This is a genomic window from Streptomyces sp. NPDC093109 (assembly GCF_040701725.1).
Classification (GTDB): Bacteria; Actinomycetota; Actinomycetes; order Streptomycetales; family Streptomycetaceae; genus Streptomyces.
On sequence record NZ_JBFBEZ010000031.1, the window covers coordinates 21,471 to 47,911 of the forward strand.

The window sequence follows — 26,441 nt, forward strand, 5'->3', positions numbered from 1 at the left end:
GGCGGCGCCGCGTTCTCTCGGTTCGGCGGTTGATCCCACAGCCGCACGCACGAAGGGAACGCGATGAGAGCAGTAGTGAAGTGCGGGACTCTGACCGCCCTCGGCTCCCTGGTTCTGTCGGCGCTCGTCGCCGCCCCCGCGGACGGCGCGGTCGCGGCCGGACCCGGTGCCGGTCCGGACGCGGGCGCCGCCGCGCGGGCCCGGGCCGACGGGACGCGCGGGGTGGCGCGCGCGGCCGAGCGGGCCGCCGCGGCCGGTATCGCGTTCGGCGCCTGTCCCGAGGCCGAGTCGCTGCCCGCCCCCATCACCTGCGGCACGGTCGAGGTCCCCCTCGACTACGCGGCGCCCGCCGGCCGGACGATCTCCCTGACCGTCAGCCGTGTCGCGGCGAGCGCTCCGGCAGCGCAACGGCAGGGCGCGCTGGTCTTCAACCCCGGTGGCCCCGGCGCCTCCAGCATGTACTTCCCGATGGCCGCCGCGCTGCCCGAGTGGAAGCGGATCGCCGCCGCGTACGACATCGTCGGCTACGCGCCCCGCGGGGTGGGCCGTTCGGCGCCGCTGTCCTGCAAGGACCCGGCGGACGCCCTGAAGGCGCCCACGCCGTCCCCCGTCCACCCCTCCGAGTCGTACAAGCGCGAGCGGATCGCCGAGGCGAAGGCGTACGCGCGGGGCTGCGCCGACCACGCGGGGGACGCGCTGGCGCACTACAACTCGCTGAACAACGCCCGCGATCTGGATGTGCTGCGCGCCGCTCTCGGCGAGCCGAAGCTGACCTTCATGGGCGCCTCGTACGGCACGTACTTCGGCGCGCTGTACGCGACGCTCTTCCCGTCCCATGTCCGCCGGATGGTCTTCGACTCGGCGGTCGACCCGGACCCTCGGCAGATCTGGTACCGCAACAACCTCGACCAGTCCGCCGCGTTCGAGCGGCGCTGGACCGACTTCCTGACCTGGGTCGCCAAGCACGACAAGGCGTACCACCTGGGCACCGATGCCGAAGAGGTGCGCAAGAACTACGAGAAGGTACGTGCCGGGGTCACCCACGAGCCGGCCGGCGGTACGGTCGGGCCCGGTCAGCTCCAGGGCGTGATGCTGTCGGCCGGTTACTACGACGACTACTGGGCGATGCGCGCCACGGCGCTCTCCGAGTACGTCAAGGGCAACCCCAAGCCGCTGATCGAGCAGGCCACCCCCCACCCCGAGGCCGCCGCCGACAGCGAGAACGGCAGCGCCGTCTACACCGCCGTCGAGTGCAACGACGCGCCGTGGCCGACGGACTGGCGGGTCTGGGACCGCGACAACACCGAACTCGCCAGGACCGCGCCCTTCGAGACGTGGGACAACGCCTTCATGAATCTGCCGTGCGCCTACTGGCCGGCGCCCCGGCAGACCCCGCTCGACGTCGGCACCCGCCCCGGCGAGCTGCCCCCGACGCTGATCCTGGCCGCCGAACGGGACGCGGCGACCCCGTACGCGGGCGCCCTGGAGCTTCAGCGGCGGCTGCCGGGATCGGTGCTCGTGACCGAGAAGAACGCGGGCACGCACGGGGTCGCGGGCGGCACCAACGCCTGTGTCGACACCTATCTGGAGGACTATCTGCTGCACGGGAAGGCCCCGGTACGGCGGGCCGAGTGCGCGGCGCACGCGGAACCCAACCCGGTCTCGCTCGAACGGGCAAACCGGCTCGCCGACCCCCACCGGCGGCTCGATCCGGCTCCGCGCCGCTGAGGTCCGCGCCACTGAGGTCCTCGCCGCTGAAATCCGCGCTGCTGAGGTCCGCGCCGGTCACCGGGTGAGGCGCTCGTACACCGTCACCCGCCGGCCGCGGACCTGGCTGTCCGCCACCACCGTGAAGTGCTCCTCCAGTACGGAGATCTTCACCCGGTCGCGCTCCCCCGACCACGGCTTCGCCACCGTCTCCGCGTCCGTCACCAGGAGTATCCGCTCCTGGGCCAGCATCGCCTCCCGGATCCCGGCCGGGCCCGCCTCCACACCCTTGAGCGTGCCCGACGCCACCGGGCTCCGTTCCAGGGCGATGTCGCGCAGACCGGTGAAGGCGTCGGGGGAGACCGACCGGGTGTCGCGCCGCGCCGCCGGTACGAAGACCACCGCTCCCCCGGGTTCCTTCAGCCGGCGAACGTCGGCCGCCACCGCCAGGACGTCGTCCACCCGGCTCGCCGGGGACCGCTTGGCCAGCGACTGCGGGAGCAGGGCCGCCATCGCCACGGCGACCGTCCCGGGCAGGATCCAGGCCGCCGCGCGCGGGAAGCGCGGCCCGGCCGCCCGTACCGCCGCGCCCAGCCCCACGCCGATCAGCAGGGCCAGGCCAAGCAGGCTGAACACCACGTAGCGGTCGACGAACAGCGGGCGCACCAGCGAGAGTCCGGCCAGTCCGAGCTGCGGCACCGCCAGCAGCGGCAGTCCGACGGCCGCCGCCGCCGGCCGGCCGGGACGCGGCCGGTCCAGCAGGGCCCCGAGGCCGCCGATCGTCAGCAGGACGGCGGGGCCGATCATCATGTGCCAGGTCAGCGGCGGTATCCAGGAGACCTGCTCGGACTGGTTCCGGCTGAAGAGGATCAGGGGCAGTACGCCGGCCACCGCCGCCGCCGAGGCCACCGCCCAGCGCGTCCACAGGCGGCGCTCGGCCCGCGCCCAGATCAGGGTCGCCAGATGCGCGGACAGGATCATCAGGGACAGCCAGTTCAGCAGTCCGGTCAGCAGGACCACACCGCCGTACGCCGCCCAGAGCGCCGGCCCGCCGCGCCCCTCCAGCGCCCGGACCAGCAGCAGGGTCGCGATCCCGGCGCCGGCCGCCACCAGCGCGTAAGGGCGGCCCTCCTGGAGGTAGAACTGCACGGCGGGAAGCAGCCCGAACGCGAGCCCGCCGCCCAGCCCGGCCCAGGCCCCGGCCAGCCGGTGGCCGATGACCGCCACACAGGCCGCCGCCACCGCCATCGCCAGCACGGAGGGCAGCCGCAGCGTCGTGGTGCTGGGCCCGAACCAGACGAAGAGCCCCCGCATCAGCAGGTAGTAGAGCCCGTGCACGACGTCGACCTGCTCCACCATGTACCGGATCTCGGCGGTGGAGCGCAGCGCCACCTGCCAGGTCGCGGCCTCGTCCCGCCACAGGCTCTGCTCGCGGGAGAGTCCCCACAGGCCGAGAGCGAGGGTCCACAGCGCCGCTATCGGCCAGACGGGCGGGCGACGCAGGAGCAGGGCTGCCCGGAGCGGGGCTATGTGGGATGTCATGAACCGGTACAGACCCTCGGGGTGCGCGGACCGAAGCGAGCGGTCTGTGGACAACAACGAGCGCTTCAGGACCGGCCGCTGTACGACGCGCGGTGCCGGGAAGCGCCGCGCCCACACTAACCCGAGCAGGGTGTCATGCCCATGATATTTCCCGAATGCGCTCCCCGGGGGAGCACCGACCCGGGTTCCATCGGCCGCGCGCGGTCAGCGGCCGATGGGAACCCGGAGCCGAACCCGGTGTCGCTGGACGGGCGGGCGCGCAGCAGGCAACTGCCGCCCGTCGTCTGATCTTCCGGGTGGAATGGCCGGGTCCGCCACTGAGCGGACCGACCACGTCAGGTCCGGGCCCCGCCCTAGGGCCTAGGCGAGCCCGGCCACCAGATCCGCCACCGACTTGCGGCGGCCGGTGTAGAACGGCACCTCTTCCCGTACGTACAGGCGCGCCTGGGAGCCGCGCAGATGACGCATCAGGTCGACGATCCGGTACAGCTCGTCGGCCTCGAAGGCCAGGATCCACTCGTAGTCGCCGAGCGAGAAGGATGCCACAGTGTTGGCGCGTACGTCCGGGTAACCGCGCGCCATCTTGCCGTGGTCCGCGAGCATCGTGCGCCGCTCCTCGTCCGGCAGCAGGTACCAGTCGTAACTGCGTACGAACGGATAGACGCTGACGTAGTCGCGGGGCGTCTCGTCGGCGAGGAAGGCCGGGACGTGCGACTTGTTGAACTCGGCGGGGCGGTGCAGCGCCATGTTCGACCAGACCGGCTCCAGCGCGCGGCCGAGGCGGGTGCGGCGGAAGCGGTTGTACGCGTCCTGGAGTTCGTCCGCGGTCTCGGCGTGCCACCAGATCATGACGTCGGCGTCCGCGCGCAGCCCGGACACGTCGTACGTGCCGCGCACGGTGATGTCCTTGGCTCCGAGCTGGTCGAACAGCTCCTGGACCTCGTCCGCGTAACCGGTGCGGTCCTCGGGCAGGGCCTCGCGCAGTCTGAAGACGGACCACAGCGTGTAGCGGATGACCTCGTTGAGGTCCTTGGCCTTCTTGCCCGCGTTCGGGATCTTCTCTGGAGCAGCAGTCATACGGCTATTCTCCCGCGCCCCGGCCGGTGCCCCGCGCCAGGGTCGACGTGGCGATGATCTCGTCCGCGGCCCGTTGCGCGCTCGCGACACAGGCCGGGATGCCGACGCCGTCGTACGCCGCGCCGCAGACCCGCAGCCCCGGCAGCTTCGCCACCGCCTCGCGGATCCGCGCGACCCGGTCCTGATGGCCGACGGGGTACTGCGGCAGGCCGTCGGTCCACCGGGTCACCTCGGTGGCCACCGGCCGCGCGGTGAGTCCGACCGCCGCGCCGAGGTCGCGCAGGGAGACGTCGACGAGTTCGGCGTCCTCGCGCTGGAGCTGCTCCTCCTCGCCGTAGCGGCCGATGGAGGTGCGCAGCACGAACAGGCCGGGCGCGGCGTCCGCGACCCAGCCCCACTTGCGGGTGGAGAAGGTCGACGCCTTGATGGTGTGTCCGTCCACGGGCGGTACGAGGAAGCCGCTGCCGTCGGGCAGTACGGCGGCCACCTCGTCGCGCCGGAACGCCATGGTGACCAGGGCCATCGAGGCGTACTCGACGGTGGCGAGCCCGGCGGCGGCGGCCGGGGACTCCTCGGCGAGGAGCACGGAGGCGGACCAGGCGGGCGCCGCCATGATCACTCCGTCGGCGGTCAGCGGTCGCCCGGTGGTGCGGATGTGCCAGCCGTCCGCGCCGCGGGTCAGGCCGAGGGCGGGCGTCTCCAGGATGATCTCGCCGCCGCCCGCCCGTACCGCGTCGGCGACGGCGACGGCGAGCCGGCCCACGCCGCCCTCGATGCCCGCGAAGACCGGCCGGGCCGGCCCCTGTCCGGCCGGGGCGGTCTTCGCCTGGATATCGCGGACGGCCGCCAGCAGCGAGCCGTGGGCGCGGGCCGCGTCGAAGAGCTGCGGGACGGCCGCCTTCATGGAGATGCGGTACGCGTCGCCCGCGTACACCCCGCCGAGCAGCGGCTCCACCAGCCGGTCGACGACCTCGCGGCCGAGCCGGTCCGCCACGTACGCGCCGACGGCGATGTCCTCGCCGATCTCGGTGGGCGGCAGCCGCGGCTCCCGGGCCAGCCGGGCGAGGCCCTCCTCGGAGAGCAGTCCGGCGAGCGCGGCCGGGTCGCCGGGCACGCCCATCACATGGCCCTTGGGCATCGGCCGCAGCCGCCCGCGGGTCCATACGGAGGCGGTGGTGGCGGTGGGCGGCTGAAGCCGGGGCCCGAGCCCGACGGCCTCGGCCAGCGCGACCCCCTCGGGCCGGCGGGCCAGCATCGACTCGGCGCCGAGGTCGACGGGGGCGCCCTCGATATCGCCGGCCCACAGCTTTCCGCCCAGCCGGGCGGTGGCCTCCAGGAGCGTCACCCGCACCCCGGCGGCCAGCAGCCGGTGCGCGGCGGCCAGGCCGGCGATGCCGCCCCCGATGACGACGACATGGCCGGCGGATGCGGCCGGGTCCCGGTGTGGTGCGCTCGACGACTCCATGCGACCCACTCTCTCAAACGGCCGGCCGGCCCCCGCATCCCGTACCGAGTCCCGACCGTGACCGCTTCGGAACCCCGAATGGGCAACCCGCGCACCCGTCCCGTACGTCGAACCGGCATCACGACAACCACCTCAGGGGGCCGATCATGCGCAGGACACCGATGATCGCGGCAGCACTGCTCACCGCCTCGCTCGTACTCACGGGATGCAGCGGCAGCGACATGAGCGCGAGCGACAAGTCGCTCGCGCAGGAACAGCCGGCCGACGCGAAGGGCTCCGCACAGGACTCCGCCGACCGGGCGGGCGCCGGGGCGCCGGGCGGCAAGGGCACGACCGCGGACACCACGAACCCCGCCGGTACGCATGTGATCCGTACCGCCAGGCTGTCCGTGCGGGTCAAGAGCGCCGAGAAGGCGATCGACGTGGCGCGGGCGGCGGCCGTGACCGCGGGCGGCCTCGTCCAGAGCGAGACCACGGAGGGCGGCTCGGCGGGCGACGAGGTGAACTCGACCGTCGTGCTGCGCGTTCCGCAGGAGTCGTACGACGCGGTCCTGCGGGAACTCGCGGGCACCGGAAAGCTGCTGGCGCGCAGCACCAACGCCAAGGACGTCACCGACCAGGTGGTCGACGTCAACAGCAGGGTCGCCTCGCAGCGGGCGAGCGTGGCGCGGGTGCGGGAGCTGATGGACCAGGCCGAGAAGCTCAGCGATGTGGTGGAGCTGGAAGGGGAGCTGAGCACCCGTCAGGCGGAGCTGGAGTCGCTCCTGGCGCGCCAGGCGTCCCTCAAGAACCGCACCGCGCTGGCCACGATCACCCTGGAGCTCACCGAGGCTCCGGCGAAGGCCGTGGAGGAGAAGAAGAAGGACGACGACCCGGGGTTCCTGGACGCGCTCGGCGGCGGCTGGGACGCGCTGGTCACGACGGTGCGCCTGATCTCGGTGGTGCTCGGCGCGGTGCTCCCGTTCGCGGCCGTGTTCGGGGCGCTGTACGTGCTGTGGCGGCTGGTCAGCGGCCGGTGGGCGCGCGACCGCTTCCGGCCGGGCGTCCGGTACTCGCGGACCCGGAGCCGTGGCCCGGCCGGGGCCCCGAAGCCGAGTGAGGAGCAGGAGGAGCCGAGGGGCGAGCAGGACTGATCCACCGCCACCGGCGTAGCGTGCCTCCCAGATCCTGGAGACGGAGGTGCACGCGATGGCGGCGGAGCGCATGGTGGTCATCGGCGGCGACGCGGCGGGCATGTCCGCCGCGTCGCAGGCCCGCAGGGAGCGGAGTCCGGCGGAGCTGGAGATCGTCGCCTTCGAGCGCGGCCACTTCACCTCGTACTCCGCGTGCGGCATCCCGTACTGGGTGGGCGGGGACGTCACGGAGCGTGCCGCGTTGATCGCGCGGACGCCCGAGGAGCATCGAGAACGAGCCATTGATCTGCGGATGCGCACCGAGGCCGTGGAGATCGATGTCCCGGGGCAGCGGGTGCGGGCCCGTGACCTCGATACCGGTGCGGAGAGCTGGACGGGGTTCGACAAGCTGGTCGTCGCGACGGGCGCCCGGCCGGTGCGGCCCGCGCTGCCCGGCATCGGCGCGCCGGGCGTGCACGGGGTGCAGACCCTCGACGACGGCCAGGCGCTGCTGGACACGCTGGCCCGTACGGAGGGCGGGCGCGCGGTCGTCGTGGGCGCCGGCTATATCGGCGTCGAGATGGCGGAGGCGCTGCTGAAGCGGGGGTACGAGGTGACGGTCGTGCACCGGGGCGAGCAGCCGATGGCGACGCTCGACCCCGATATGGGCCGGCTCGTGCACGCGGCGATGGACTCCATGGGGATCACCACGGTGGGCGGCTCCGCGGTCACCGCGATCCTCACCGGCGCGGACGGCCGGGCGCGGGCGGTGGTCACCGAGGACGCCGAGTACCCGGCCGATGTCGTCGTGCTGGGCATCGGCGTCGAGCCGGAGACCACGCTGGCGGGCGCGGCGGGGCTGCCGCTCGGCGCGTACGGCGGGCTGCTCACCGACCTGTCGATGCGGGTGCGCGGGCACGGGAACATCTGGGCCGGCGGTGACTGCGTGGAGGTTCTCGACCTGGTCTCGGGCGCGTACCGGCATATCGCGCTCGGCACCCACGCGAACAAGCACGGCCAGATCATCGGCGCGAACGCGGGCGGCGGTTACGCCACCTTCCCCGGGGTCGTCGGGACGGCCGTGAGCAAGGTCTGCGCGCTGGAGATCGCCCGGACGGGGCTGCGCGAGAAGGACGCCGACCGGGCGGGGCTGCGGTACGTGAGCGCCACCGTCGAGTCCACCAACAGCGCCGGTTACTACCCGGGCGCGGCCCCGATGACGGTCAAGATGCTCGCGGAGCGCCGGACGGGGCGGCTGCTGGGCGTCCAGATCGTCGGCCGGGAGGGCAGCGCGAAGCGGGTGGACATCGCGGCGGTGGCGCTCACGGCCGGGATGACCGTGGAGCGGATGACCACCCTGGACCTCGGCTACGCGCCGCCCTTCTCGCCGGTCTGGGACCCGGTGCTGGTGGCGGCGCGCAAGGCGGTGACAGCGGTGCGCGCCGCCGGCATGTAGCCGTCCGCGTGCGGGTCCTCGTGCGGACGCCTCAGCGGGCCGTCTCGGTGTGTACGTACTCGACGAGCCGGGACAGCGCGTCCGGGTCCATGGTCGGCAGCACGCCGTGGCCGAGGTTGAAGATGTGTCCTTCAAGACCGGCCGCCGCGTCGAGCACCTCGCGGGTCTTGGTCTCCACCGCGGCCGTGGGGGCGAACAGGACGGCCGGGTCCAGATTGCCCTGGAGCGCCTTGCCGGGGCCGACCCGGCGGGCGGCCTCGTCGAGCGGGACGCGCCAGTCGACGCCGACGACATCCGCGCCGGCCTCGCCCATCGCGCCGAGCAGTTCGCCCGTGCCCACGCCGAAGTGGATGCGCGGCACTCCGTACGGGGCGACCGCGTCGAAGACCTTGGCGGAGGCGGGCTGGACGGAGCGCAGGTAGTCGGCGGGGGCCAGCGCGCCCACCCATGAGTCGAAGAGCTGGACGGCGCTCGCGCCCGCCTCGATCTGGACCTTGAGGAAGGCGGCGGTGATGTCCGCGAGCCGGTCGAGCAGGTCGGCCCAGAGCTGGGGGTCGCCGTACATCATCGCCTTGGTGTGCTCGTGGTTGCGGGACGGGCCGCCCTCCACGAGGTAGCTGGCGAGGGTGAAGGGCGCGCCGGCGAAGCCGATGAGCGGGGTCTCTCCGAGTTCGGCGGTGAGCAGGCCCATCGCCTCGGTGACGTACCAGACGTCGTCGGGGGTGAGGTCGCGCAGCCGGGCGAGGTCGGCGCGGGTGCGGATCGGCTCGGCGACGACGGGGCCGACGCCGGGCTTGATGTCGAGGTCGAGGCCGATCGCCTTGAGGGGGACGACGATGTCGCTGAAGTAGATGGCCGCGTCGACCTTGTGACGCCGTACCGGCTGGAGGGTGATCTCGGCGACCAGCTCGGGCCGCATGCAGGACTCCAGCATCGGAATCCCCTCACGCACCTTCAGATACTCCGGCAGTGAGCGCCCCGCCTGCCGCATGAACCAGACCGGCGTGTGCGGCACGGGCTCGCGCCTGCATGCCTTCATAAAGGCCGATTCGTACGTCTTCGTCTGCTGGCCCGAAGGGCGGTCGTTGGCGCTCACGACCAGAATCTTCGCATGTACGGGGAAGCCGCCGCCCCGGCCAGGGTGTCTCTCCCTGCGCGGGACGCGGGTTCCGCCTACTCTTCCCCGCATGGCTGCGGCTCAGGGACAGTTTTCCGATCATTCCAACGGCACCGAGGGAACAGGCGGCGAGGGCGGCATGGAGGGCGATTCCGCACCGGCCGCACCGGCCGTTCCGGCCGCGTTCCGTGCGGCGGTCGACGCACTGCGGGCGGCCAGGCCACGGCCGGGGATCGAGCTCGACCCGACGCCACCGCCGAAGCGGCTCGCGCCGTACGCGTACGCGCTGGAGGCGGCCGTCGTGGACGGCGAGGACGATCTCGCGGACGGCCGGCTCATCCTGCTGCACGACCCGTCGGGCCACGACGCCTGGCAGGGCGCCTTCCGGCTGGTGACGCTCGTACGGGCGGAGCTGGAGCCGGAGATGGCCGCCGATCCGCTGCTGCCGGAGGTGTGCTGGTCCTGGCTGACGGGCGCGCTGGAGGCGCGCGGGCTGTCGTACGGGGAGGCGAGCGGCACCGTCACGCGGGCCGGGTCGCACTACTTCGGCGGTCTCGCGGAGCGCCGGCCGGCGACGCGGATCGAGATCCGGGCGTCGTGGACCCCGCGCGAGGGGCGCGGCGGGGTGCCGGACACGGCGGCGCATCTGGCGGCCTGGTGCGATCTGCTCTGCCAGGTCGCGGGGGTGCCGCCGGTCTCCCCGGGGGCGGTGCCGGGGCCCGGCGAGACCGGGACGGGCGCGGGCGTGGTGTCGCTGCCGCAGCGGCGCGGGCCGCAGACCCCGTGACGCCGCCCTCGTGACGCCCGACCCGTGACGTCCCGCCCGGAAGCGCCCCCGCCTCTGTCCCGCCGGCCCGGCCGCCGGGGCGTACGCGGGGGCGCTTCCGGGTGGGACCACTCGTAGGATGATCGATCACGCATCCGAATTGCCCGAATTGTTACTCACTAATTCGTGATCATTCTCTAAAGGCGAGCGGGATTGCTGCCGAAGAGGTCATTGACCCTTCCCGCACGGTTCGCCCCGGCTTCAGCCCCATCCCCGGCCGGCTCCGACCCGCACCTTCCCCAGGAGGCCTGGTGTCCGTTCTCCTTGAGCAGCCCGCAAGCCTGGTCGCCTACCGCCCGAACAAGCCGACGGCCATGGTCGTCGTGGCCGACCCCCGCGTCCGCTCCACCGTCACCCGCCACCTGTGGGCCCTCGGAGTACGTGACGTCATCGAGGCGTCGTCCATCGCGGAGGCCCGCCCCCGCGTCGGCAACCCGCGCGACATCTGCGTTGCCGACGTCCATCTGCCCGACGGTTCCGGGCTGACCCTGCTGTCCGAGACCCGTGCGGCGGGCTGGCCCAACGGCCTCGCCCTCTCCGCCGCCGATGACATCGGCGCGGTGCGCAACGCCCTCGCGGGCGGCGTCAAGGGCTACGTCGTCACCGGAACCCGTACCAACATCGGCCACCCGGGCCGTCCCGGCGCCGCCCCCATCGGCGCCGGACAGCGGATGCACCGCCGCCCGCCCGGCGCCCCGAGCCACCCCGGCGGCTACCGCGAGCTGTCCGGCCGCGAGGTCGAGGTGCTCCGGCTCGTCGCCGAGGGCCAGTCCAACAAGGCCATCGGCGTCTCGATGGGCCTGTCCGCCCTCACCGTGAAGAGCCATCTCGCCCGGATCGCGCGCAAGCTCGGCACGGGCGACCGGGCCGGAATGGTCGCCGTGGCCCTCCGGACCGGAATCATCCACTGACCACTTCTCGCCCCCACCGCCCGTCGACGGAACGTTCCGTCGACGGGCGCCGTCCGTTCACGGATACCCTTGACCGGTGACCGACGCCCAAGACACCGCAGCAGAGCCAGCACTGCGAGCTACCGGGGGCCCGCGGCACCAGCCGCTGATGTCGCAGCCCCCGGCCGACGTCGAATCGGCGCCGATCCCCTTGCTGGAGCCCCGCGAGGGCATCCCGCCCGTGGTGGCCACCGACGAGGCGCTCGCCGAGGTGATCGCGGCCTTCGCCGCCGGCACCGGACCCGTCGCCGTCGACGCCGAGCGCGCGTCCGGCTACCGGTACGGCCAGCGCGCCTACCTCGTCCAGCTGCGCCGCGAGGGCGCCGGCAGCGCGCTGATCGACCCGGTCGGCTGCCCCGATCTCTCCGGGCTCGGCGAGGTGCTCGCCGACACCGAGTGGATCCTGCACGCCGCCACCCAGGACCTTCCGTGCCTGCGCGAAATAGGCATGACGCCGACCCGGCTGTTCGACACCGAGCTGGCCGGCCGGCTCGCGGGCTTCCCCCGCGTCGGCCTCGGCGCCATGGTCGAGAACGTCCTCGGGTACGCCCTGGAGAAGGGGCACTCCGCCGTCGACTGGTCGACCCGCCCGCTCCCCGAGCCCTGGCTCCGTTACGCGGCGCTCGATGTCGAGCTGCTGATCGACCTGCGGGACGCGCTGGAGAAGGAGCTCGACCGGCAGGGCAAGCTCGACTGGGCCCACCAGGAGTTCGACGCCATCGCCGCCGCCCCGCCGGCGCCCCCGCGCAAGGACCCCTGGCGCCGTACCTCCGGGATGCACAAGGTGCGCCGCCGCCGCCAGATGGCCGCCGTACGCGAACTGTGGACGACCCGCGACCGGGTCGCGCAGCGGCGCGACGTCTCCCCCGGCAAGGTGCTCAGCGACACCGCGATCATCGAGGCGTCCCTCGCCATGCCCGGCGACGCCCAGGGGCTCATCGGGCTGCCCGGGTTCGGGCGGATGGGAAGACGCCAGCTCGAACAGTGGCAGGCGGCGGTCGACCGGGCGAAGGAGCTGCCCGACAGCGCGCTGCCCCAGCCCGGCCAGACCGTCGCGGGTCCGCCGCCGCCGCGCTCCTGGGCCGACAAGGACCCGGAGGCGGCGGCCCGGCTGTCGGCGGCGCGGACGGCCGTCTCGGCGCTGGCGGAGCAGCTGAACATGCCGCAGGAGAACCTGATCACACCGGACACGGTCCGGCGGGTGTGCTGGGAGCCGCCGCGCGAGCGTTCGGTGGAGGCGGTGGCCGAGGCGCTCACGGGGTACGGGGCACGGGCCTGGCAGGTGGAGCAGGTGGCGCCGCTGCTGGCCCGCGCGGTGTCGCCCGCGGGCTGAGCCGATCCCTGACGGTGACGCGTGGGGCGCCGATCGGCGCCCCACAGGGCCGGGTGAGAGCGATCGCTCACCACCGGGGGTGGGCAGGTTGGTTACTCGCAAGTAGCATGGGGAGCGGAAGCGTGCCACCCCGCACCCTGGAGGAGAGCCATCGTGCCTCGTACCGTCAGGGATGTCGTCTTTGTCGACGGCGTCCGCACCCCGTTCGGCAAGGCGGGCCCGAAGGGCGTCTATCACGAGACGCGGGCCGACGACCTCGTCGTCAAGGCGATCCGGGAGCTGCTGCGCCGCAACCCGGACCTCGATCCCGGCCGTATCGACGAGGTCGCCATCGCGGCGACCACGCAGATCGGTGACCAGGGGCTGACGCTCGGGCGGACCGCGGGAATTCTCGCGGGGCTGCCGCAGTCCGTGCCCGGGTACTCGATCGACCGCATGTGCGCCGGCGCGCTGACCGCCGTCACCACGACCGCGGGCTCGATCGCCTTCGGCGCGTACGACGTGGTGGTGGCCGGGGGCGTCGAGCACATGGGCCGGCACCCGATGGGTGAGGGCGTCGACCCGAACCCGCGGTTCGTGTCGGAGAAGCTGGTCGACGAGGCCGCGCTGTTCATGGGCATGACGGCGGAGAATCTGCACGACCGGTTCCCGCATCTGACGAAGGCCCGCGCGGACGAGTACGCGGTGCACTCGCAGGAGAAGGCGGCGAAGGCGTACGCGAACGGGAAGATCCAGCAGGATCTGGTGCCGATCTCGGTACGGCGCACCAACGCCGATGTGGGCGAGACCGGCTGGGGGCTCGTCACCGCCGACGAGCCGATGCGCCCCGGTACGACGCGGGAGATGCTGGCCGGGCTCAAGACGCCGTTCCGGCCGCACGGCCGGGTCACCGCGGGCAACGCGGCGGGGCTCAACGACGGCGCGACCGCCTCGCTGATCGCCGCCGAGGACTTCGCGCGCGAGCAGGGCCTGCCGGTGCGGATGCGGCTCGTGTCGTACGCCTTCGCTGGTGTGGAGCCCGAGGTGATGGGGTATGGGCCGATCCCCGCGACCGAGAAGGCGCTCGCCAAGGCGGGGCTCTCGATCGGGGACATCGGGCTGTTCGAGGTCAACGAGGCTTTCGCCGTACAGGTGCTGGCCTTCCTGGACCACTACGGGATCGCCGACGACGACGCGCGCGTCAACCAGTACGGCGGCGCCATCGCGTTCGGCCACCCGCTGGCCTCCTCCGGCGTACGGCTGATGACGCAGCTGGCGCGGCAGTTCGAGGAGCAGCCGCAGGTGCGCTACGGCCTGACCACGATGTGTGTGGGCTTCGGCATGGGCGCGACGGTCGTCTGGGAAAACCCGCACTTCGACGGAGGAGACAAGTGAGCACAGCGGAACTCCTGAGGGGCGCGGCCGAGCTGTTCCCCGGCGAGGTCGTCACACAGGCGCAGGTGCGCCATCTCGAACTGCCGGGCGGTGCCGGGCGGTTCGCGCTGATCACGCTGGACAACGGTCTCGACCACACCAAGCCGACGACGTTCGGCCCGCAGTCCCTGGCGAACCTGGACGCGGCGATCGACCAGGTCGAGGCGGAGGCGGCGGAGGGTTCGATCGTCGGCGCTGGGGTGACGGGCAAGCCGTTCATCTTCGCGGTCGGCGCCGACCTCAAGGGTGTGGAGCTGCTGAAGCGCCACGAGGACGCGCTGGCCATCGGCAGGGGCGGCCACGAGGTGTTCAAGCGGCTGGCCGCGCTGGCCGTGCCGACGTTCGCGTACTACAACGGCGCAGCGATGGGCGGCGGTGTCGAGATCGGGCTGCACTGCTCGTACCGTACGGTGTCGTCGGCCGCGGCGGCGTTCTCGCTGCCCGAGGTCTTCCTCGGGCTGGTGCCGGGCTGGGGCGGCTGCACGCTGCTGCCGAACCTGATCGGCGCGGACAGGGCGGTCTCGGTCGTCATCGAGAACTCGCTCAACCAGAACCGTCAGCTCAAGGGCGCCCAGGTGCGTGAACTGGGCATCGCCGACGCCCTGTTCGAGGGCGCGGACTTCCTGGAGCGCTCGCTGGTGTGGACGGCGGGCGTGCTGAAGGGCGAGGTGAGCGTCGAACGGCCCGAGGTCGACCGGGGTGAGGCCTGGGACCAGGCCGTCGCCAGGGGCCGTGCCTTCGCCGACTCCAAGGTGCACGGCGCCGCACCGGCCGCGTACCGCGCGCTGGAGATCATCGCGGCGGCCAAGGACGGCGATCTCCAGGCCGGGTTCGACGCCGAGGACACGGCGCTGGCCGATCTGATCATGGGCGGCGAACTGCGGTCCGGTATCTACGCGTTCAATCTGGTGCAGCGGCGTGCCAAGCGGCCGGCCGGGGCTCCGGACAAGGCGCTGGCCCGGCCCGTCTCCAAGGTGGGCGTCGTCGGCGCGGGGCTGATGGCCTCGCAGCTGGCGCTGCTGTTCGTGCGCAGGCTGGAGGTGCCCGTCGTGCTGACGGACATCGACCAGGACCGGATCGACAAGGGGGTGGGCTATGTCCACGCCGAGATCGATAAGCTGCTGCTGAAGTCCCGTATCAACCAGGACAAGGCCAATCGCCTCAAGGCGCTCGTGACGGGCGTGCTGGACAAGGCCGAGGGCTTCGCGGACGCGGACTTCGTGATCGAGGCCGTCTTCGAGGAGATGGGCGTCAAGCAGCAGGTGTTCGCCGAGGTGGAGGCGGTCGCTCCGGCGCACGCGATCCTCGCCACGAACACCTCGTCACTGTCGGTCTCCGAGATGGCGTCGAAGCTGAAGAACCCCGAGCGGGTCGTCGGCTTCCACTTCTTCAACCCGGTCGCGATCCTGCCCCTGCTGGAGATCGTGCGCGGGGAGCGGACGGACGACGCGTCGCTGGCGACGGCGTTCGGGGTGGCGAAGAAGCTGAAGAAGTCGGCGGTGCTGGTGAAGGACGCCCCGGCGTTCGTCGTCAACCGCATCCTGACCCGCTTCATGGGCGAGATCCAGAACGTCATCGACGAGGGCACCCCGGTCGAGGTGGCGGAGCGCGCGGTGGAGCCCCTCGGGCTGCCGATGTCGCCGCTGGTGCTGCTGGAGCTGGTCGGGCCCGCGATCGGGCTGCATGTGTCTCAGACGCTGCACGGCGCGTTCCCCGAGCGGTTCACCGTCTCGGAGAATCTGGCGGCGGTCGTGAAGGCCGGCAAGCGCGGGTTCTACGTGTACGGATCCGGGAAGCCGGAGCTGGACCCGGAGGTCGCCGCGCTGCTGAAGCAGGGCGACACCGTGCTGACCGAGGAGCAGACCCGGGACCGGGTGCTGGACGCGGTGGCGCAGGAGATCGGGCTGATGCTGGCCGAGGGTGTGGTCGCGGAGGCGCAGGACATCGACCTCTGCCTGCTCACGGGGGCCGGCTGGCCCTTCCACCTGGGCGGCGTCACCCCGTACCTGGACCGGGCGGGTGTCTCGGAGCGGGTGAACGGGAAGCCGTTCCTGGCGCCGGGTGTGGCCAGCGTGCCGGCGTAGGCGCGGGCTCAGGTGTACTGACCGGCCGGGAGCGGGCCGTACGGGGATCGCCCGTGCGGCCCGTTCCCGTGCGGCCCGATTCCCGTACGGCCCGTTCTCAGATACGGGTCCATGCCTCCAGCGCGAGGCCCGGCTCCGCCTTCTGGCGGGCCACCCGCAGGGCGCCGTCCTCGCCCATCGCCGCCAGGACCACCCGGCCGGTGCCGTCGAGGGCGAGGGCGGGCGCGCCGACGCACCGGTCGCCGATGCGGGTCCAGTTGAGACCGGCGGCCTCGTCCTCCGTCGGGTAGGCGGCGATGCTGGGGCGGCCGTCGGTGCCGCACTGGGCCAGGATCACGCAGTCGTGGCCGTCGATGGCGGTACGGAGCGCGGCCAGCGGGCCGGTGCCCCGGCCGCCGAGCGGAAGGGGCTCCTTCCCCGGCCGCCAGGCGCGGACCGCGCCGTCGTCGGCGTCGCGCCAGAAGTGGGTGAGCCGGCCGGGTCCGGTGCGCTCGGCGACGAGGGTGCCGGACTCGGCGCGGGCCGCCGGCTCGTCGTCGGAACGCACCAGCCCTGAGTCGGACTTGCCGCGGAACCAGCGCACGAGGGAGTCGCCCGCGGGGACGAGCAGATCGACCAGACCGTGGTCGGTGAGGGCGGCGGCGGTCTCGCCGGTCAGCGGCTTCCCCTTGGGGTTGGCGCCGCCCCAGGCCTTCCAACGGCCGGTGGGGGTCTGCCGTTTGACGGAGAGTCCGCCGTTCGCGTTCCGCACGAAGAGCTGCACGGAGTCGGTGTCGTCCACGATGATGGACGGCAGACCGATCGCGGCGCCCTTCTCCAGGTCCTTGCCGTGCGGGTTGCCGAGCGAGAACCAGTCCCGCAGCGGCCGGCCCGTCTGGAACTGGATGGCGTGCACGAGATCCGTGTCGTCGGGCCCCTCGGCCCGGGGCCGCTTCCGTACGGCGAGCAGATGTACGAAGCCCGCCTCGCTGCGGGCGATGGCGAGATGGGGCAGCAGCCCCTCGGCCGCGAGGAGTTCGGGGCCCGTCCAGTCCGGGCCGCCCACCTGTCGCTCGGTCCAGCGCAGCACGCCGGCGGCCGTCGGCGCGTACGCCGTGAGCCTGCCGTCCTTGCCGCGCAGGAGCCAGCCGGTGGTCGCGGGGAGCGCTGTCATGGCCTGCTGGCCGCCTTCCTGAGCCGCCGGAAACCCAGCCACGATAGTACGCGGGGGCTCCGGCGCGGTTCGCTGTGGCAGGCTGCCCGGTGTGCTGAGGCAAGTGATCGTCGACGCGGCGAATGTGGTGGGGTCCGTCCCGGACGGCTGGTGGCGGGACCGGCGCGGGGCCACCGAGCGGCTGCGGGACGGCCTCGTACCGTACGCCGAGGCGGGGTTGCCGGGGTATCAGGGCCCGGTCGAGGTGGTGCTCGTGGTGGAGGGCGCGGCCCGGGGTGTGGAGCCGGTGGCGGGGGTACGGGTGGAAGCGGCGACCGGCAGCGGCGACGACCTGATCACGGAGCTGGCGGCGCGGGCGGCGGCCGGCGGGGTGCCCTGTGTGGTCGTCACGGCCGACCGGGAGCTGCGGGGGCGGGTGGCGGCGTACGGCGCGGAGTGTGTCGGCCCCCGGACCGTACGCCGGTCCGCCGCCCCTTAGCTCTTGCCGAGGCGGCCGAGGCGGCTGTGGGCGCGGCCGTAGACGAAGTAGACGACGAAGCCGATGACCATCCAGATGCCGAAGCGCAGCCAGGTCTCGGCGGGCAGGTTGAGCATCAGCCACAGGGACGCGAGGACGGACGCGATCGGTACGTACGGCACGAGCGGGGTGCGGAACGAGCGCGGCAGGTCGGGGCGGGTCCGGCGGAGGATGATGACGCCGAGGGCGACCACGACGAAGGCGAACAGCGTGCCGATGTTGACGAGTTCGGCGAGTTCCTCGATGGAGGTGAAGCCCGCGACGACCGCCACGACCAGCCCGAGGAGGAGGGTCGAGCGGTAGGGCGTGCCGAACCTCGGGTGGACCCGGGAGAAGGTCCGCGGCAGCAGCCCGTCGCGGCTCATCGCGAAGAAGACCCGGGTCTGGCCGAGCAGCAGGATCATGCAGACCGAGGTGAGTCCGACGGCCGCGCCGAAGCTGATCAGTCCGGCCCAGAAGGGGTGGCCGACCGCCTTGAACGCGTCGGCGAGCGGGGCGTCGACGGACAGGTCGGTGTAGTGCTGCATCCCGGTGACGACGAGCGAGACGGCGACGTAGAGCACGGTGCAGATGATGAGGGAGCCGAGGATGCCGCGCGGCACGTCGCGCTGCGGGTGGACGGTCTCCTCGGCGGCGGTCGCGACGATGTCGAAGCCGATGAAGGCGAAGAAGACCACGGCGGCGGCGGTGAAGATGCCCATGACGCCGAAGTCGCTGGGGGTGAATCCGGCCATGAGCTGGATGATCGGGGCGCTCAGTCCGCTCTCGCCGGTGCGCGGCTCGGACGGCGGGATGAACGGGTGGTAGTTGGCGCTCTTGATGAAGAACGCGCCGACGATGATGACCAGCAGGACGACGGTGACCTTGATGCCCACGATGACCGAGGTGATCCGGGAGGAGAGCTTCATCCCGACGACGAGGATCGCGGTCAGGGCGAGGACGAGGAGGAAGGCGAGCAGGTCGAAGCCGAAGTGCCCGTCGTGGGTGCCGGAGAGCCCGTCGGGCATACTCAGTCCCGCGTTGCCCATGAGCGAGCGGACGTAGCCGGACCAGCCGACCGCCACCACCGCGCAGCCGAGGGCCAGTTCCAGGACGAGGTCCCAGCCGATGATCCAGGCGGGCAGTTCGCCGAGCGAGGCGTACGAGAAGGTGTACGCGGATCCGGCGACCGGCACGGTCGAGGCGAACTCGGCGTAGCAGAGGGCGGCCAGCGCGCAGACGACGCCGGCGACGACGAAGGCGAGGGCGGTGGCCGGTCCCGCGGTCTGCCGTGCGACGACGCCGGTCAGGACAAAAATGCCGGTGCCGATAATCACGCCGACGCCGAAGACCGTCAGATCGAGGGCGGAGAGGGACTTTCTGAGCGCGTGCTCGGGATCCTCGGTGTCGCGGATCGACTGCTCGATGTTCTTGGTGCGGAAGATGCCGTTTCCGGCCGGTCCCGGGGACTGCTGGGTACTCAACGGCGTACCTCCGTGTGCGCGTTCATCCGGCCATGATCGGGAGGCGTGCGGCCCCGCGTCGGCGGTGACGCCGTATTTCACACGGATGGGCCGTTCGGACCACCCGTACAGGGCGGACCGAACGGCCCTTCGGCGGTTCCGGCGGGCTCTTGCCTCAGTCCCTGGCGGCCTCGGTGGGCGAGTGCGCCAGCCGGCCGTCCAGCTTCGCGACCAGGCCGGTGACCTGGCGTGCGATGTCCGGCGCTGTCAGCCCGATCTCGGCCAGGACCTCGCTGCGCGAGGCGTGGTCGAGGAAGCGCGGCGGGATGCCGAAGTCGCGCAGGGGGACGTCGACGCCGGCGTCGCGCAGCGCCTGGGCGACGGCGGAACCGACCCCGCCGGCGCGGCTGTTGTCCTCGACGGTGACAACAACGCGGTGCTGCTCGGCGAGCGGGGCGAGTGCCTCGTCGACGGGTTTGACCCAGCGGGGGTCGACGACGGTCGTCGTGATGCCCTGCTTGGCCAGCAGGTCGGCGATGTCGAGGCACATCGGGGCGAGCGCGCCGACGGAGACCAGCAGGACGTCCGCCGTGCCCTCGTCGGTCCTGCGCAGCACGTCCATGCCGCCGATGCGGGCGACGGCGGGCACGGCCGGGCCGACCGCGCCCTTGGAGAAGCGGACCACGGTCGGGGCGTCCTCGACGGCGACGGCCTCGCGCAGCTGGGCGCGGACCTGGTCGGCGTCTCGGGGGGCGGCGATCCGCAGTCCGGGGACGCACTGGAGGATCGACATGTCCCACATGCCGTTGTGGGAGGCGCCGTCGGTGCCGGTGATGCCGGCCCGGTCGAGGACGAAGGTCACTCCGCAGCGGTGCAGGGCGACATCCATCAGGACCTGGTCGAAGGCGCGGTTGAGGAAGGTCGCGTAGACGGCGAAGACGGGGTGCACTCCGCCGGTGGCGAGACCGGCGGCGGAGACCGCGCCGTGCTGCTCGGCGATCCCGACGTCGTACACCCGGTCGGGGAATGCCTTGGCGAACTTGTCGAGGCCGACGGGCTGGAGCATGGCCGCGGTGATGGCGACGATGTCGGCGCGCTCGTTGCCGAGCTTGACCATCTCCTCGCCGAAGACGGAGGTCCAGTCGACGCCGGAGGAGGCGATCGGCAGTCCGGTGTCGGGGTGGATCTTGCCGACGGCGTGGAAGCGGTCGGCGTCGTCCTGGAGGGCGGGCTGGTAGCCGCGGCCCTTCTCCGTGATGCAGTGGACGATGACCGGGCCGCCGAAGCCCTTGGCGCGCAGCAGCGCGGACTCCAGGGCCTCCAGGTCGTGGCCGTCGATGGGGCCGACGTACTTCAGGCCGAGGTCCTCGAACATGCCCTGCGGGGCGATGAAGTCCTTGAGGCCCTTCTTGGCGCCGTGCAGGGTCTCGTACAGGGGCTTGCCGACGACCGGGGTGCGTCCCAGGATGTCCTTGCCGCGGGCCAGGAAGCGTTCGTACCCGTCGGTGGTGCGCAGGGTGGCGAGGTGGTTCGCGAGGCCGCCGATGGTCGGCGCGTACGAGCGCTCGTTGTCGTTGACGACGATGACGAGGGGGCGGTCCTTGGCGGCGGCGATGTTGTTGAGCGCCTCCCAGGCCATACCGCCGGTGAGCGCGCCGTCCCCGATCACCGCGACGACATGGTCGTCCTTGGCGCGGACCTCGTTGGCCTTGGCGAGGCCGTCGGCCCAGCCGAGCACCGTCGAGGCGTGCGAGTTCTCGATGATGTCGTGCTCGGACTCGGCACGGGACGGGTAGCCGGAGAGGCCGCCCCTGCTCTTGAGCCGGGAGAAGTCCTGACGGCCGGTGAGCAGCTTGTGCACGTACGACTGATGCCCCGTGTCCCAGAGGACCTTGTCCTTCGGGGAGTCGAAGACACGGTGCAGGGCGATGGTCAGCTCGACGACACCGAGGTTGGGGCCGAGGTGGCCACCGGTCTTGGAGACCTCCGTCACAAGAAAGGACCGGATCTCCCCGGCCAGCTGCTCCAGCTGTTCGGGCCCGAGCCGGTCCAGATCGCGCGGTCCCTTGATCAGGGGGAGCAACTCGCCCTCGTCGCCCGTCGCCGTCCCTGCCCGACGCGCTTCGCGCGGCACCTGCGTCACTGTGCCTCCTTGCTGCATATGGAATGGTCGAGATATGGAATGGTCGAGCCTGTCGATCCGCAGAGTCTAATGTTCCACCCGCGCGGGTGGTCGGCGGGCCGTACGTTGCGAGTCACCCGATCGGCGGTATGTACGTCATATTGACGGACGCCAGGACGCGACCGTGCCCGACACCCCGGTGAGGGGGTGCCGGGCACTGATTTTTACGCGGGGCCGTGCACCGGTCGGGCTCTCAGGCGCGGCCGGCCGTCTTCTGGGTCTTGCGGGTGACGGCGTCGATGACCACGGTGGCCAGCAGCACCGCACCGGTGATCATGAACTGGACCGCCGAGGCGATGCCCTGGAGGGCGAGCCCGTACTGGATGGAGACGATCACCAGTACACCGAGCAGCGCGCTCCAGGTGCGGCCCCGGCCGCCGAAGAGGCTCGTACCGCCGATGACGGCCGCCGCGATGGCGTTCATCAGCAGGTCGCCGCCGCCGGCGCTCTGGTTGGCGGAGGCGATCTTGGAGGCGATGAAGAGACCGCCGACGGCCGCGAACGTACCGGCGATCGCGAAGACCGAGATACGGATCATGGTGACGTTGATACCGGCCCGGCGGGACGCCTCGACGCTGCCGCCGAGCGCGAAGACCTTGCGCCCGTACGAGGTGCGGCGCAGCACGAAGTCGGTGATGACGAGGACCGCGAGGAAGATCACGACCGCCAGCGGCAGACCCTTGTACTGGTTGTAGAGGACCGCGACGGCGAAGGCGACCACCGCGAGCAGGGCCGTACGCAGCACGATCTCGTTGAGCGGGGTGGACGGCACACCGACCGCCTCGCGGCGCCGGTTCTCGAAGAACGACGTCAGGAAGTACGCCGCGACCGCGACGGCGGCGAGGCCGTAGGCAGCCGCGACATCGGCGAAGTAGTAGCTGGTCAGATGGGCGACCACACCGTCGGAGTCGAGGTTGATGGTGCCGTTGTCGCCGAGGATCCGGAGCATGAAGCCGGACCAGAACAGCAGCCCGGCCAGGGTGACGGCGAAGGCGGGCGCGCCGACCTTGGCGAAGAAGAAGCCGTGGACCGCGCCGATGACGGTGCCGCTGAGGATGGCGACCAGCAGGGCCAGCCACTCGTTCATGCCGTGGGTGACGCTCAGTACGGCGACGATCGCGCCGGACACGCCGCTGACCGAGCCGACCGACAGATCGATCTCGCCGAGCAGCAGCACGAAGACGATGCCGACCGCGATCATGCCGGTGCCGACCATGGCCACGGAGATGTCGGAGAGGTTGTGCGCGGTGAGGAAGTTCGAGTTGAGGCTCTGGAAGATGGCCCAGATGACGATCAGGCCGATCACGACGGGCAGGGAGCCGAGGTCGCCACCGCGTATCTTCCGCCGGAACTCGGCCACATAGCCGGCGAGGCCCTGTTCGCGTACGAGCAGCCGGGGGTCGACCACGGTGACGGAGCCGGCCGCGGCGGGCTCGGCGGGCGCGGGCTCGGCCGTCGCCGCGGGCGCGGTGCCGGCGGCCTTGTCGAGCGGCGTGGAGGGGTTGTCCGTACTCACTTCTGAACCTCCACAGTGCGCGACGCGCGGCGGGTCACGGCGTTCTCCGTGGCCCCGGTGATGGCGGCGATGATCTCTTCCTGCGTGGTGTTCGCGACCTCGAACACACCGTTGTTGCTGCCGAGCCTGAGCACCGCCACCTTGTCGGCGACGGCCTTGACGTCGGCCATGTTGTGACTGATGAGGAGGACGGCGAGACCGCGCTCCCGCAGCCGCTCGACCAGGTCGAGCACCTGGGCGGTCTGCTCGACGCCCAGGGCCGCCGTCGGCTCGTCGAGGATGACGAGCTTGGGCTCGCCGAGCATGGACCGGGCGATGGCCACGGTCTGGCGCTGGCCGCCGGAGAGCGAGGCGATCGGGATCCGGACGCTGGGGATCCGGATCGACAGGGTGGTGAGCAGTTCGCGCGAACGGCGCTCCATCTCGACCTCGTTGAGGACACCCCAGGCGCGCAGCTCGCGGCCGAGGTAGAGGTTGCCGACGACATCGAGGTTGTCGCAGAGCGCGAGGTCCTGGTAGACGGTCGCGATGCCCAGGTTCTGGGCGTCGTGGGGGCGGCCGATCGATACGGGGCTGCCTTCCCACTCGATGACTCCGTCATCGATGGGGTGCACACCGGCGATGGTCTTCACCAGGGTGGATTTGCCGGCTCCGTTGTCGCCCACCAGGGCGACCACCTCACCGGGATGGACCTCAAGCTCTACATCGGTGAGCGCCTGGACGGCACCGAATCGCTTGGAGACCCCTCGCAACGCCAACACGGGCGTAGCGGTCACGTGAACCATCTCCTTCGCCGCCTGACCGGCGGGGATGCCGCGCCGAGGGTGGCGCGGAGGTCGAGCAGAAGGGAATTCGGGAGGGGGGAGGCCGCTCGGCGGAGCGCTGCCCCGCCCGGCCGTGGCCGGGGCGGGGTTCCATCCGGCACCCCGCCCCAGCTGCGGGGCGTTGACGGGCGGGGTGCCGGACAGGCTTCACCGGGACGGGCCACCGGGTGGTCCTGGCGGAGTCCGCGCGGTGCGGAGGGTCCGCCGGCCGTAACGGCCCGGTCGGGGTTACTTCAGGCCGATCGCGTCGCAGCCGGCCTTGTACTTGGTGGTGCAGATCTCGGCGGTGGTGTAGATGCCGTCCTTGAGGACCGTGTCGTTGATGTTGTCCTTGGTCAGCGAGACGACCGGGACGAGCACGGACGGGATGCCCTTGGTGGACGGGCTGTCGACGGTGGTACCGCTGGTGATGGAGTCGAGCTTCTCGCCCTTGGCGAGCGCGACGGCCATCGCGGCGCCGATCTCGGCCTCGCGCGGGTACGGCTTGTAGACGCTCATGAACTGCTCACCGGCGACGATGCGCTGCACCCCGGCGAGTTCCGCGTCCTGGCCGGTGACCGGCGGGAGGGGGGAGATACCGGCGCTCTTGAGGGCGGTGATGATACCGCCGGCCATGCCGTCGTTGGCGGAGTAGACGCCGATGACCTTCTTCTTGCCGAGGGCGGAGATGGCGCCTTCCATGTTGGCGTTGGCGTTCTCCGGCTTCCACTCCTTGGTGTCGTACTCCTTGCCGACGGTCACCTTGCCGTCGAGCACGGAGTGCGCGCCCTTCTTGAAGAGAGCGGCGTTCGGGTCGGTGACCGCGCCGTTCATCATGACGATGTCGCCGGACTTGGCCTTGTCGCCCAGCTGGTCGAGGAGCGCCTGTCCCTGGACCCGGCCGACCTCTTCGTTGTCGAAGGAGGTGTAAGCGTCGATCGGCCCCTCGGCGAGCCGGTCGTAGGCGACGACCGGTATGCCGGCGTCCTTGGCCTTCTGGACCGATCCCTTGATCGCCTTGGAGTCGACCGCGTCGATCATCAGCACGCTCACCTTGTTGGTGATCATGGTTTCGACCTGCTGGGCCTGTGTGGTCGCGTCCTGCTTGGCGTTGTTGTAGACGACCTTGCCGGTGCCGCCGGTCAGCTCACTGACCTTCTTCTCGATCAGGGGCTTGTCGAACTTCTCGTACCGGGCCGTCTCGTTCTCCGGCAGGAGCAGGCCGACCGTGATGGGGCCCTTGTCCGCTGCCTTCGAAGGCGTTTCCGCCTTGTCCCCGGACTCCTTGGCGCTGCCACAGGCGGCGAGAGAGACAGCCATGGCGGTGGCGGCGGCGGCCACGACAGTGCGACGCATCATTGCGTTCACTTCAAAAACCTCCCTGACGAGGCCGCGTCATTGCGGCCGAGGTGGCAGGAAGTCAACTCGCCAGTAACGACGACGTCAAGGAGTTAATCCTTAACGAGATGACAACGGTGCCATTCGTTATCTAAGTGAAGGCGGGCAGTGCGGCGGGAAGGGCGCTGTCCAGCAGGGTCGAATCACCCATCTCGCTCAGTACGAGGGCGAGCGCCCCCAGCACCTCGGCCCGGCCGCCGAGCGCCCCGGGGAGCACCGACAGCTGGCGGGCCGCGCTCGGGATGGCGTACCGGGAGACGGACTCCCTGATCGGCGCGAGGACCAGCTCCCCGGCCTCGGCGAGGTCGCCGCCGAGCACCACCCGGCTGGGGTTGAGCAGGTTGCAGAGATTCGCCACGCCGCTTCCGACATGGCGGCCCACGTCCGCGATGACGCGCCGGCAGCCCGGATCGCCCTCGCGGGCGAGCTGGACGACCCGCTCCATGGTGAGGTCCGCGCCGTGGTTGGAGCGGAGCAGCGGCAGTACGTAGCGGGTCGCCGCGAAGGTCTCCAGGCAGCCCCGGTTCCCGCAGCGGCAGACCGGGCCCGACTCGTCGAGCGTGATGTGCCCGATCTCGCCTGCCGTGCCGCCGGGGCCGCGGTAGATCTGGCCCGCTATGACCAGCCCGGCGCCGACGCCGCTGCCGACCTTGATGTAGGCGAGGTCCTTGACCCCGCGCCCGCTCCCCCAGACCATTTCGCCGAGCGCGCCGAGGTTGGCGTCGTTGTCCACGTACACCGGTACGCCGAGGCGGCCGGCGAGCTCGTCGCCGGGGTTGATCCCGGACCAGCCAGGGAGGATCGAGGTGGAGCCGAGCGTGCCCGACTCGACGTCGATCGGGCCGGGGACGCCGAGTCCGACACCGATCACCTTCTGACGGCTGACCCCGGTGGTCACGATCAGCCGCTCGACCAGTTCCTCGGCCCGGCCGAACCCGTGGGCGGACGAGGCGTCCACGTCGAGGGGCTCGGACTCCTCGGCGAGCACCTGGTGGGCGAGGTTGCCGATGGCCACCCTCAGATGCGTATGGCCGAAATCCACTCCGACGACAATGCCCGCGTCCCCGCTCAGCGAGACGCTGCGGGCCCGGCGGCCACCGGCCGAGGTGGGGGTGACCTGGACCGTACCGCCGTCCTTCAGCTCCCGGACGATATTGGAGACCGTGGCCGCGGACAGCCCGGTGGACCTGGCGATCTCCGCCTGGGTGAGCGAACCGGCCATACGTACGGCGCGTACGACCCGTTCGAGGTTGGCCCGGTGCAGCGAGGACTGCGACCCTGGAGTCTCCACGACTCATCCACTCCCGCCCTTGGCGGACGGCACGACGGCCGTCCCCGGCCGGGGCCG

The 26,441-nt window shown here is 71.9% G+C and carries 20 protein-coding genes; 9 read left to right on the forward strand and 11 right to left on the reverse strand.

Annotated elements, in window-relative coordinates:
• The first annotated feature begins 63 nt into the window (after nt 1-63).
• On the forward strand, nt 64-1,728 hold the full coding sequence (locus AB0389_RS26595; protein ID WP_366398007.1) for an alpha/beta hydrolase: 1,665 nt from the start codon (nt 64-66) through the stop codon (nt 1,726-1,728).
• Between the two features lie 57 nt (nt 1,729-1,785).
• On the opposite strand, the gene AB0389_RS26600 is transcribed toward AB0389_RS26595, so the two are convergent.
• The 3 genes from AB0389_RS26600 to hemG form a co-directional block, all read right to left on the reverse strand.
• Entirely contained in the window at nt 1,786-3,249 is a 1,464-nt protein-coding gene (locus tag AB0389_RS26600) for a hypothetical protein (RefSeq protein WP_366398008.1), read from the reverse strand.
• 360 nt (nt 3,250-3,609) lie between these two features.
• On the reverse strand, nt 3,610-4,326 hold the full coding sequence (gene hemQ, locus AB0389_RS26605; RefSeq protein WP_366398009.1) for a hydrogen peroxide-dependent heme synthase: 717 nt from the start codon (nt 4,324-4,326) through the stop codon (nt 3,610-3,612).
• A 4-nt stretch (nt 4,327-4,330) separates the two neighbouring features.
• Nucleotides 4,331-5,791 carry a protoporphyrinogen oxidase gene (gene hemG / locus AB0389_RS26610; RefSeq protein WP_366398010.1) on the reverse strand — a complete coding sequence of 487 codons (1,461 nt, stop codon included), beginning with the start codon at nt 5,789-5,791 and terminating at the stop codon, nt 4,331-4,333.
• 146 nt (nt 5,792-5,937) lie between these two features.
• Between hemG and AB0389_RS26615 the strand changes: the two genes are divergently transcribed.
• Together AB0389_RS26615 and AB0389_RS26620 are read left to right on the forward strand one after the other, a co-directional pair.
• Nucleotides 5,938-6,924 (forward strand): DUF4349 domain-containing protein, encoded by a 987-nt coding sequence (locus AB0389_RS26615; RefSeq protein ID WP_366398011.1) that lies wholly within the window; start codon nt 5,938-5,940, stop codon nt 6,922-6,924.
• Between the two features lie 55 nt (nt 6,925-6,979).
• Nucleotides 6,980-8,359, forward strand: a complete 1,380-nt coding sequence (locus AB0389_RS26620; protein ID WP_366398012.1) for an FAD-dependent oxidoreductase — start codon at nt 6,980-6,982, stop codon at nt 8,357-8,359.
• A gap of 31 nt (nt 8,360-8,390) precedes the next feature.
• Here AB0389_RS26620 and hemE read toward each other — a convergent pair whose 3' ends face one another.
• A complete protein-coding gene (gene hemE, locus AB0389_RS26625) occupies nt 8,391-9,455 on the reverse strand; it encodes a uroporphyrinogen decarboxylase (RefSeq protein WP_366398013.1) in 1,065 nt (354 codons plus the stop codon).
• Between the two features lie 91 nt (nt 9,456-9,546).
• Here hemE and AB0389_RS26630 point away from each other — a divergent pair, with 91 nt between their 5' ends.
• From AB0389_RS26630 to AB0389_RS26650, 5 genes are all read left to right on the forward strand, one after another.
• A complete protein-coding gene (locus AB0389_RS26630) occupies nt 9,547-10,263 on the forward strand; it encodes a DUF3000 domain-containing protein (RefSeq protein WP_366398014.1) in 717 nt (238 codons plus the stop codon).
• A 290-nt stretch (nt 10,264-10,553) separates the two neighbouring features.
• The gene (locus AB0389_RS26635; RefSeq protein WP_030350743.1) at nt 10,554-11,213 is read left to right on the forward strand and encodes a response regulator transcription factor; all 660 of its coding nucleotides are present in this window, start codon (nt 10,554-10,556) and stop codon (nt 11,211-11,213) included.
• A 76-nt stretch (nt 11,214-11,289) separates the two neighbouring features.
• Nucleotides 11,290-12,585 (forward strand): ribonuclease D, encoded by a 1,296-nt coding sequence (locus tag AB0389_RS26640; RefSeq protein ID WP_366398015.1) that lies wholly within the window; start codon nt 11,290-11,292, stop codon nt 12,583-12,585.
• A 153-nt stretch (nt 12,586-12,738) separates the two neighbouring features.
• Nucleotides 12,739-13,959: an acetyl-CoA C-acyltransferase gene (locus tag AB0389_RS26645; protein ID WP_366398016.1), complete on the forward strand. Its 1,221-nt coding sequence runs from the start codon at nt 12,739-12,741 to the stop codon at nt 13,957-13,959.
• Nucleotides 13,956-16,082, forward strand: coding sequence for a 3-hydroxyacyl-CoA dehydrogenase NAD-binding domain-containing protein (locus AB0389_RS26650; protein WP_366398017.1), 2,127 nt, complete (start codon nt 13,956-13,958; stop codon nt 16,080-16,082). Before AB0389_RS26645 ends, AB0389_RS26650 begins: the two co-directional genes overlap by 4 nt.
• A gap of 97 nt (nt 16,083-16,179) precedes the next feature.
• On the opposite strand, the gene AB0389_RS26655 is transcribed toward AB0389_RS26650, so the two are convergent.
• Nucleotides 16,180-17,235, reverse strand: coding sequence for a hypothetical protein (locus AB0389_RS26655; RefSeq protein WP_366398018.1), 1,056 nt, complete (start codon nt 17,233-17,235; stop codon nt 16,180-16,182).
• Between the two features lie 82 nt (nt 17,236-17,317).
• Between AB0389_RS26655 and AB0389_RS26660 the strand changes: the two genes are divergently transcribed.
• Nucleotides 17,318-17,713 (forward strand): NTP pyrophosphohydrolase, encoded by a 396-nt coding sequence (locus tag AB0389_RS26660; protein WP_366398053.1) that lies wholly within the window; start codon nt 17,318-17,320, stop codon nt 17,711-17,713.
• Here the strand turns inward: AB0389_RS26660 and AB0389_RS26665 are convergent.
• The 6 genes from AB0389_RS26665 to AB0389_RS26690 form a co-directional block, all read right to left on the reverse strand.
• Nucleotides 17,710-19,215, reverse strand: a complete 1,506-nt coding sequence (locus AB0389_RS26665; RefSeq protein WP_366398019.1) for an amino acid permease — start codon at nt 19,213-19,215, stop codon at nt 17,710-17,712. The two genes, AB0389_RS26660 and AB0389_RS26665, sit on opposite strands and share 4 nt — an antisense overlap.
• Nucleotides 19,216-19,369: 154 nt before the next feature.
• Nucleotides 19,370-21,277, reverse strand: a complete 1,908-nt coding sequence (gene dxs, locus AB0389_RS26670; RefSeq protein ID WP_366398054.1) for a 1-deoxy-D-xylulose-5-phosphate synthase — start codon at nt 21,275-21,277, stop codon at nt 19,370-19,372.
• 292 nt (nt 21,278-21,569) lie between these two features.
• Entirely contained in the window at nt 21,570-22,892 is a 1,323-nt protein-coding gene (locus tag AB0389_RS26675) for a sugar ABC transporter permease (protein ID WP_366398020.1), read from the reverse strand.
• Nucleotides 22,889-23,677 (reverse strand): ATP-binding cassette domain-containing protein, encoded by a 789-nt coding sequence (locus tag AB0389_RS26680; protein WP_366398021.1) that lies wholly within the window; start codon nt 23,675-23,677, stop codon nt 22,889-22,891. Before AB0389_RS26680 ends, AB0389_RS26675 begins: the two co-directional genes overlap by 4 nt.
• 267 nt (nt 23,678-23,944) lie before the next feature.
• Nucleotides 23,945-25,051 carry a sugar ABC transporter substrate-binding protein gene (locus tag AB0389_RS26685; RefSeq protein ID WP_366398055.1) on the reverse strand — a complete coding sequence of 369 codons (1,107 nt, stop codon included), beginning with the start codon at nt 25,049-25,051 and terminating at the stop codon, nt 23,945-23,947.
• Nucleotides 25,052-25,184: 133 nt separating this feature from the next.
• The gene (locus tag AB0389_RS26690) at nt 25,185-26,384 is read right to left on the reverse strand and encodes an ROK family transcriptional regulator (protein WP_366398022.1); all 1,200 of its coding nucleotides are present in this window, start codon (nt 26,382-26,384) and stop codon (nt 25,185-25,187) included.
• Nucleotides 26,385-26,441: the final 57 nt, after the last annotated feature.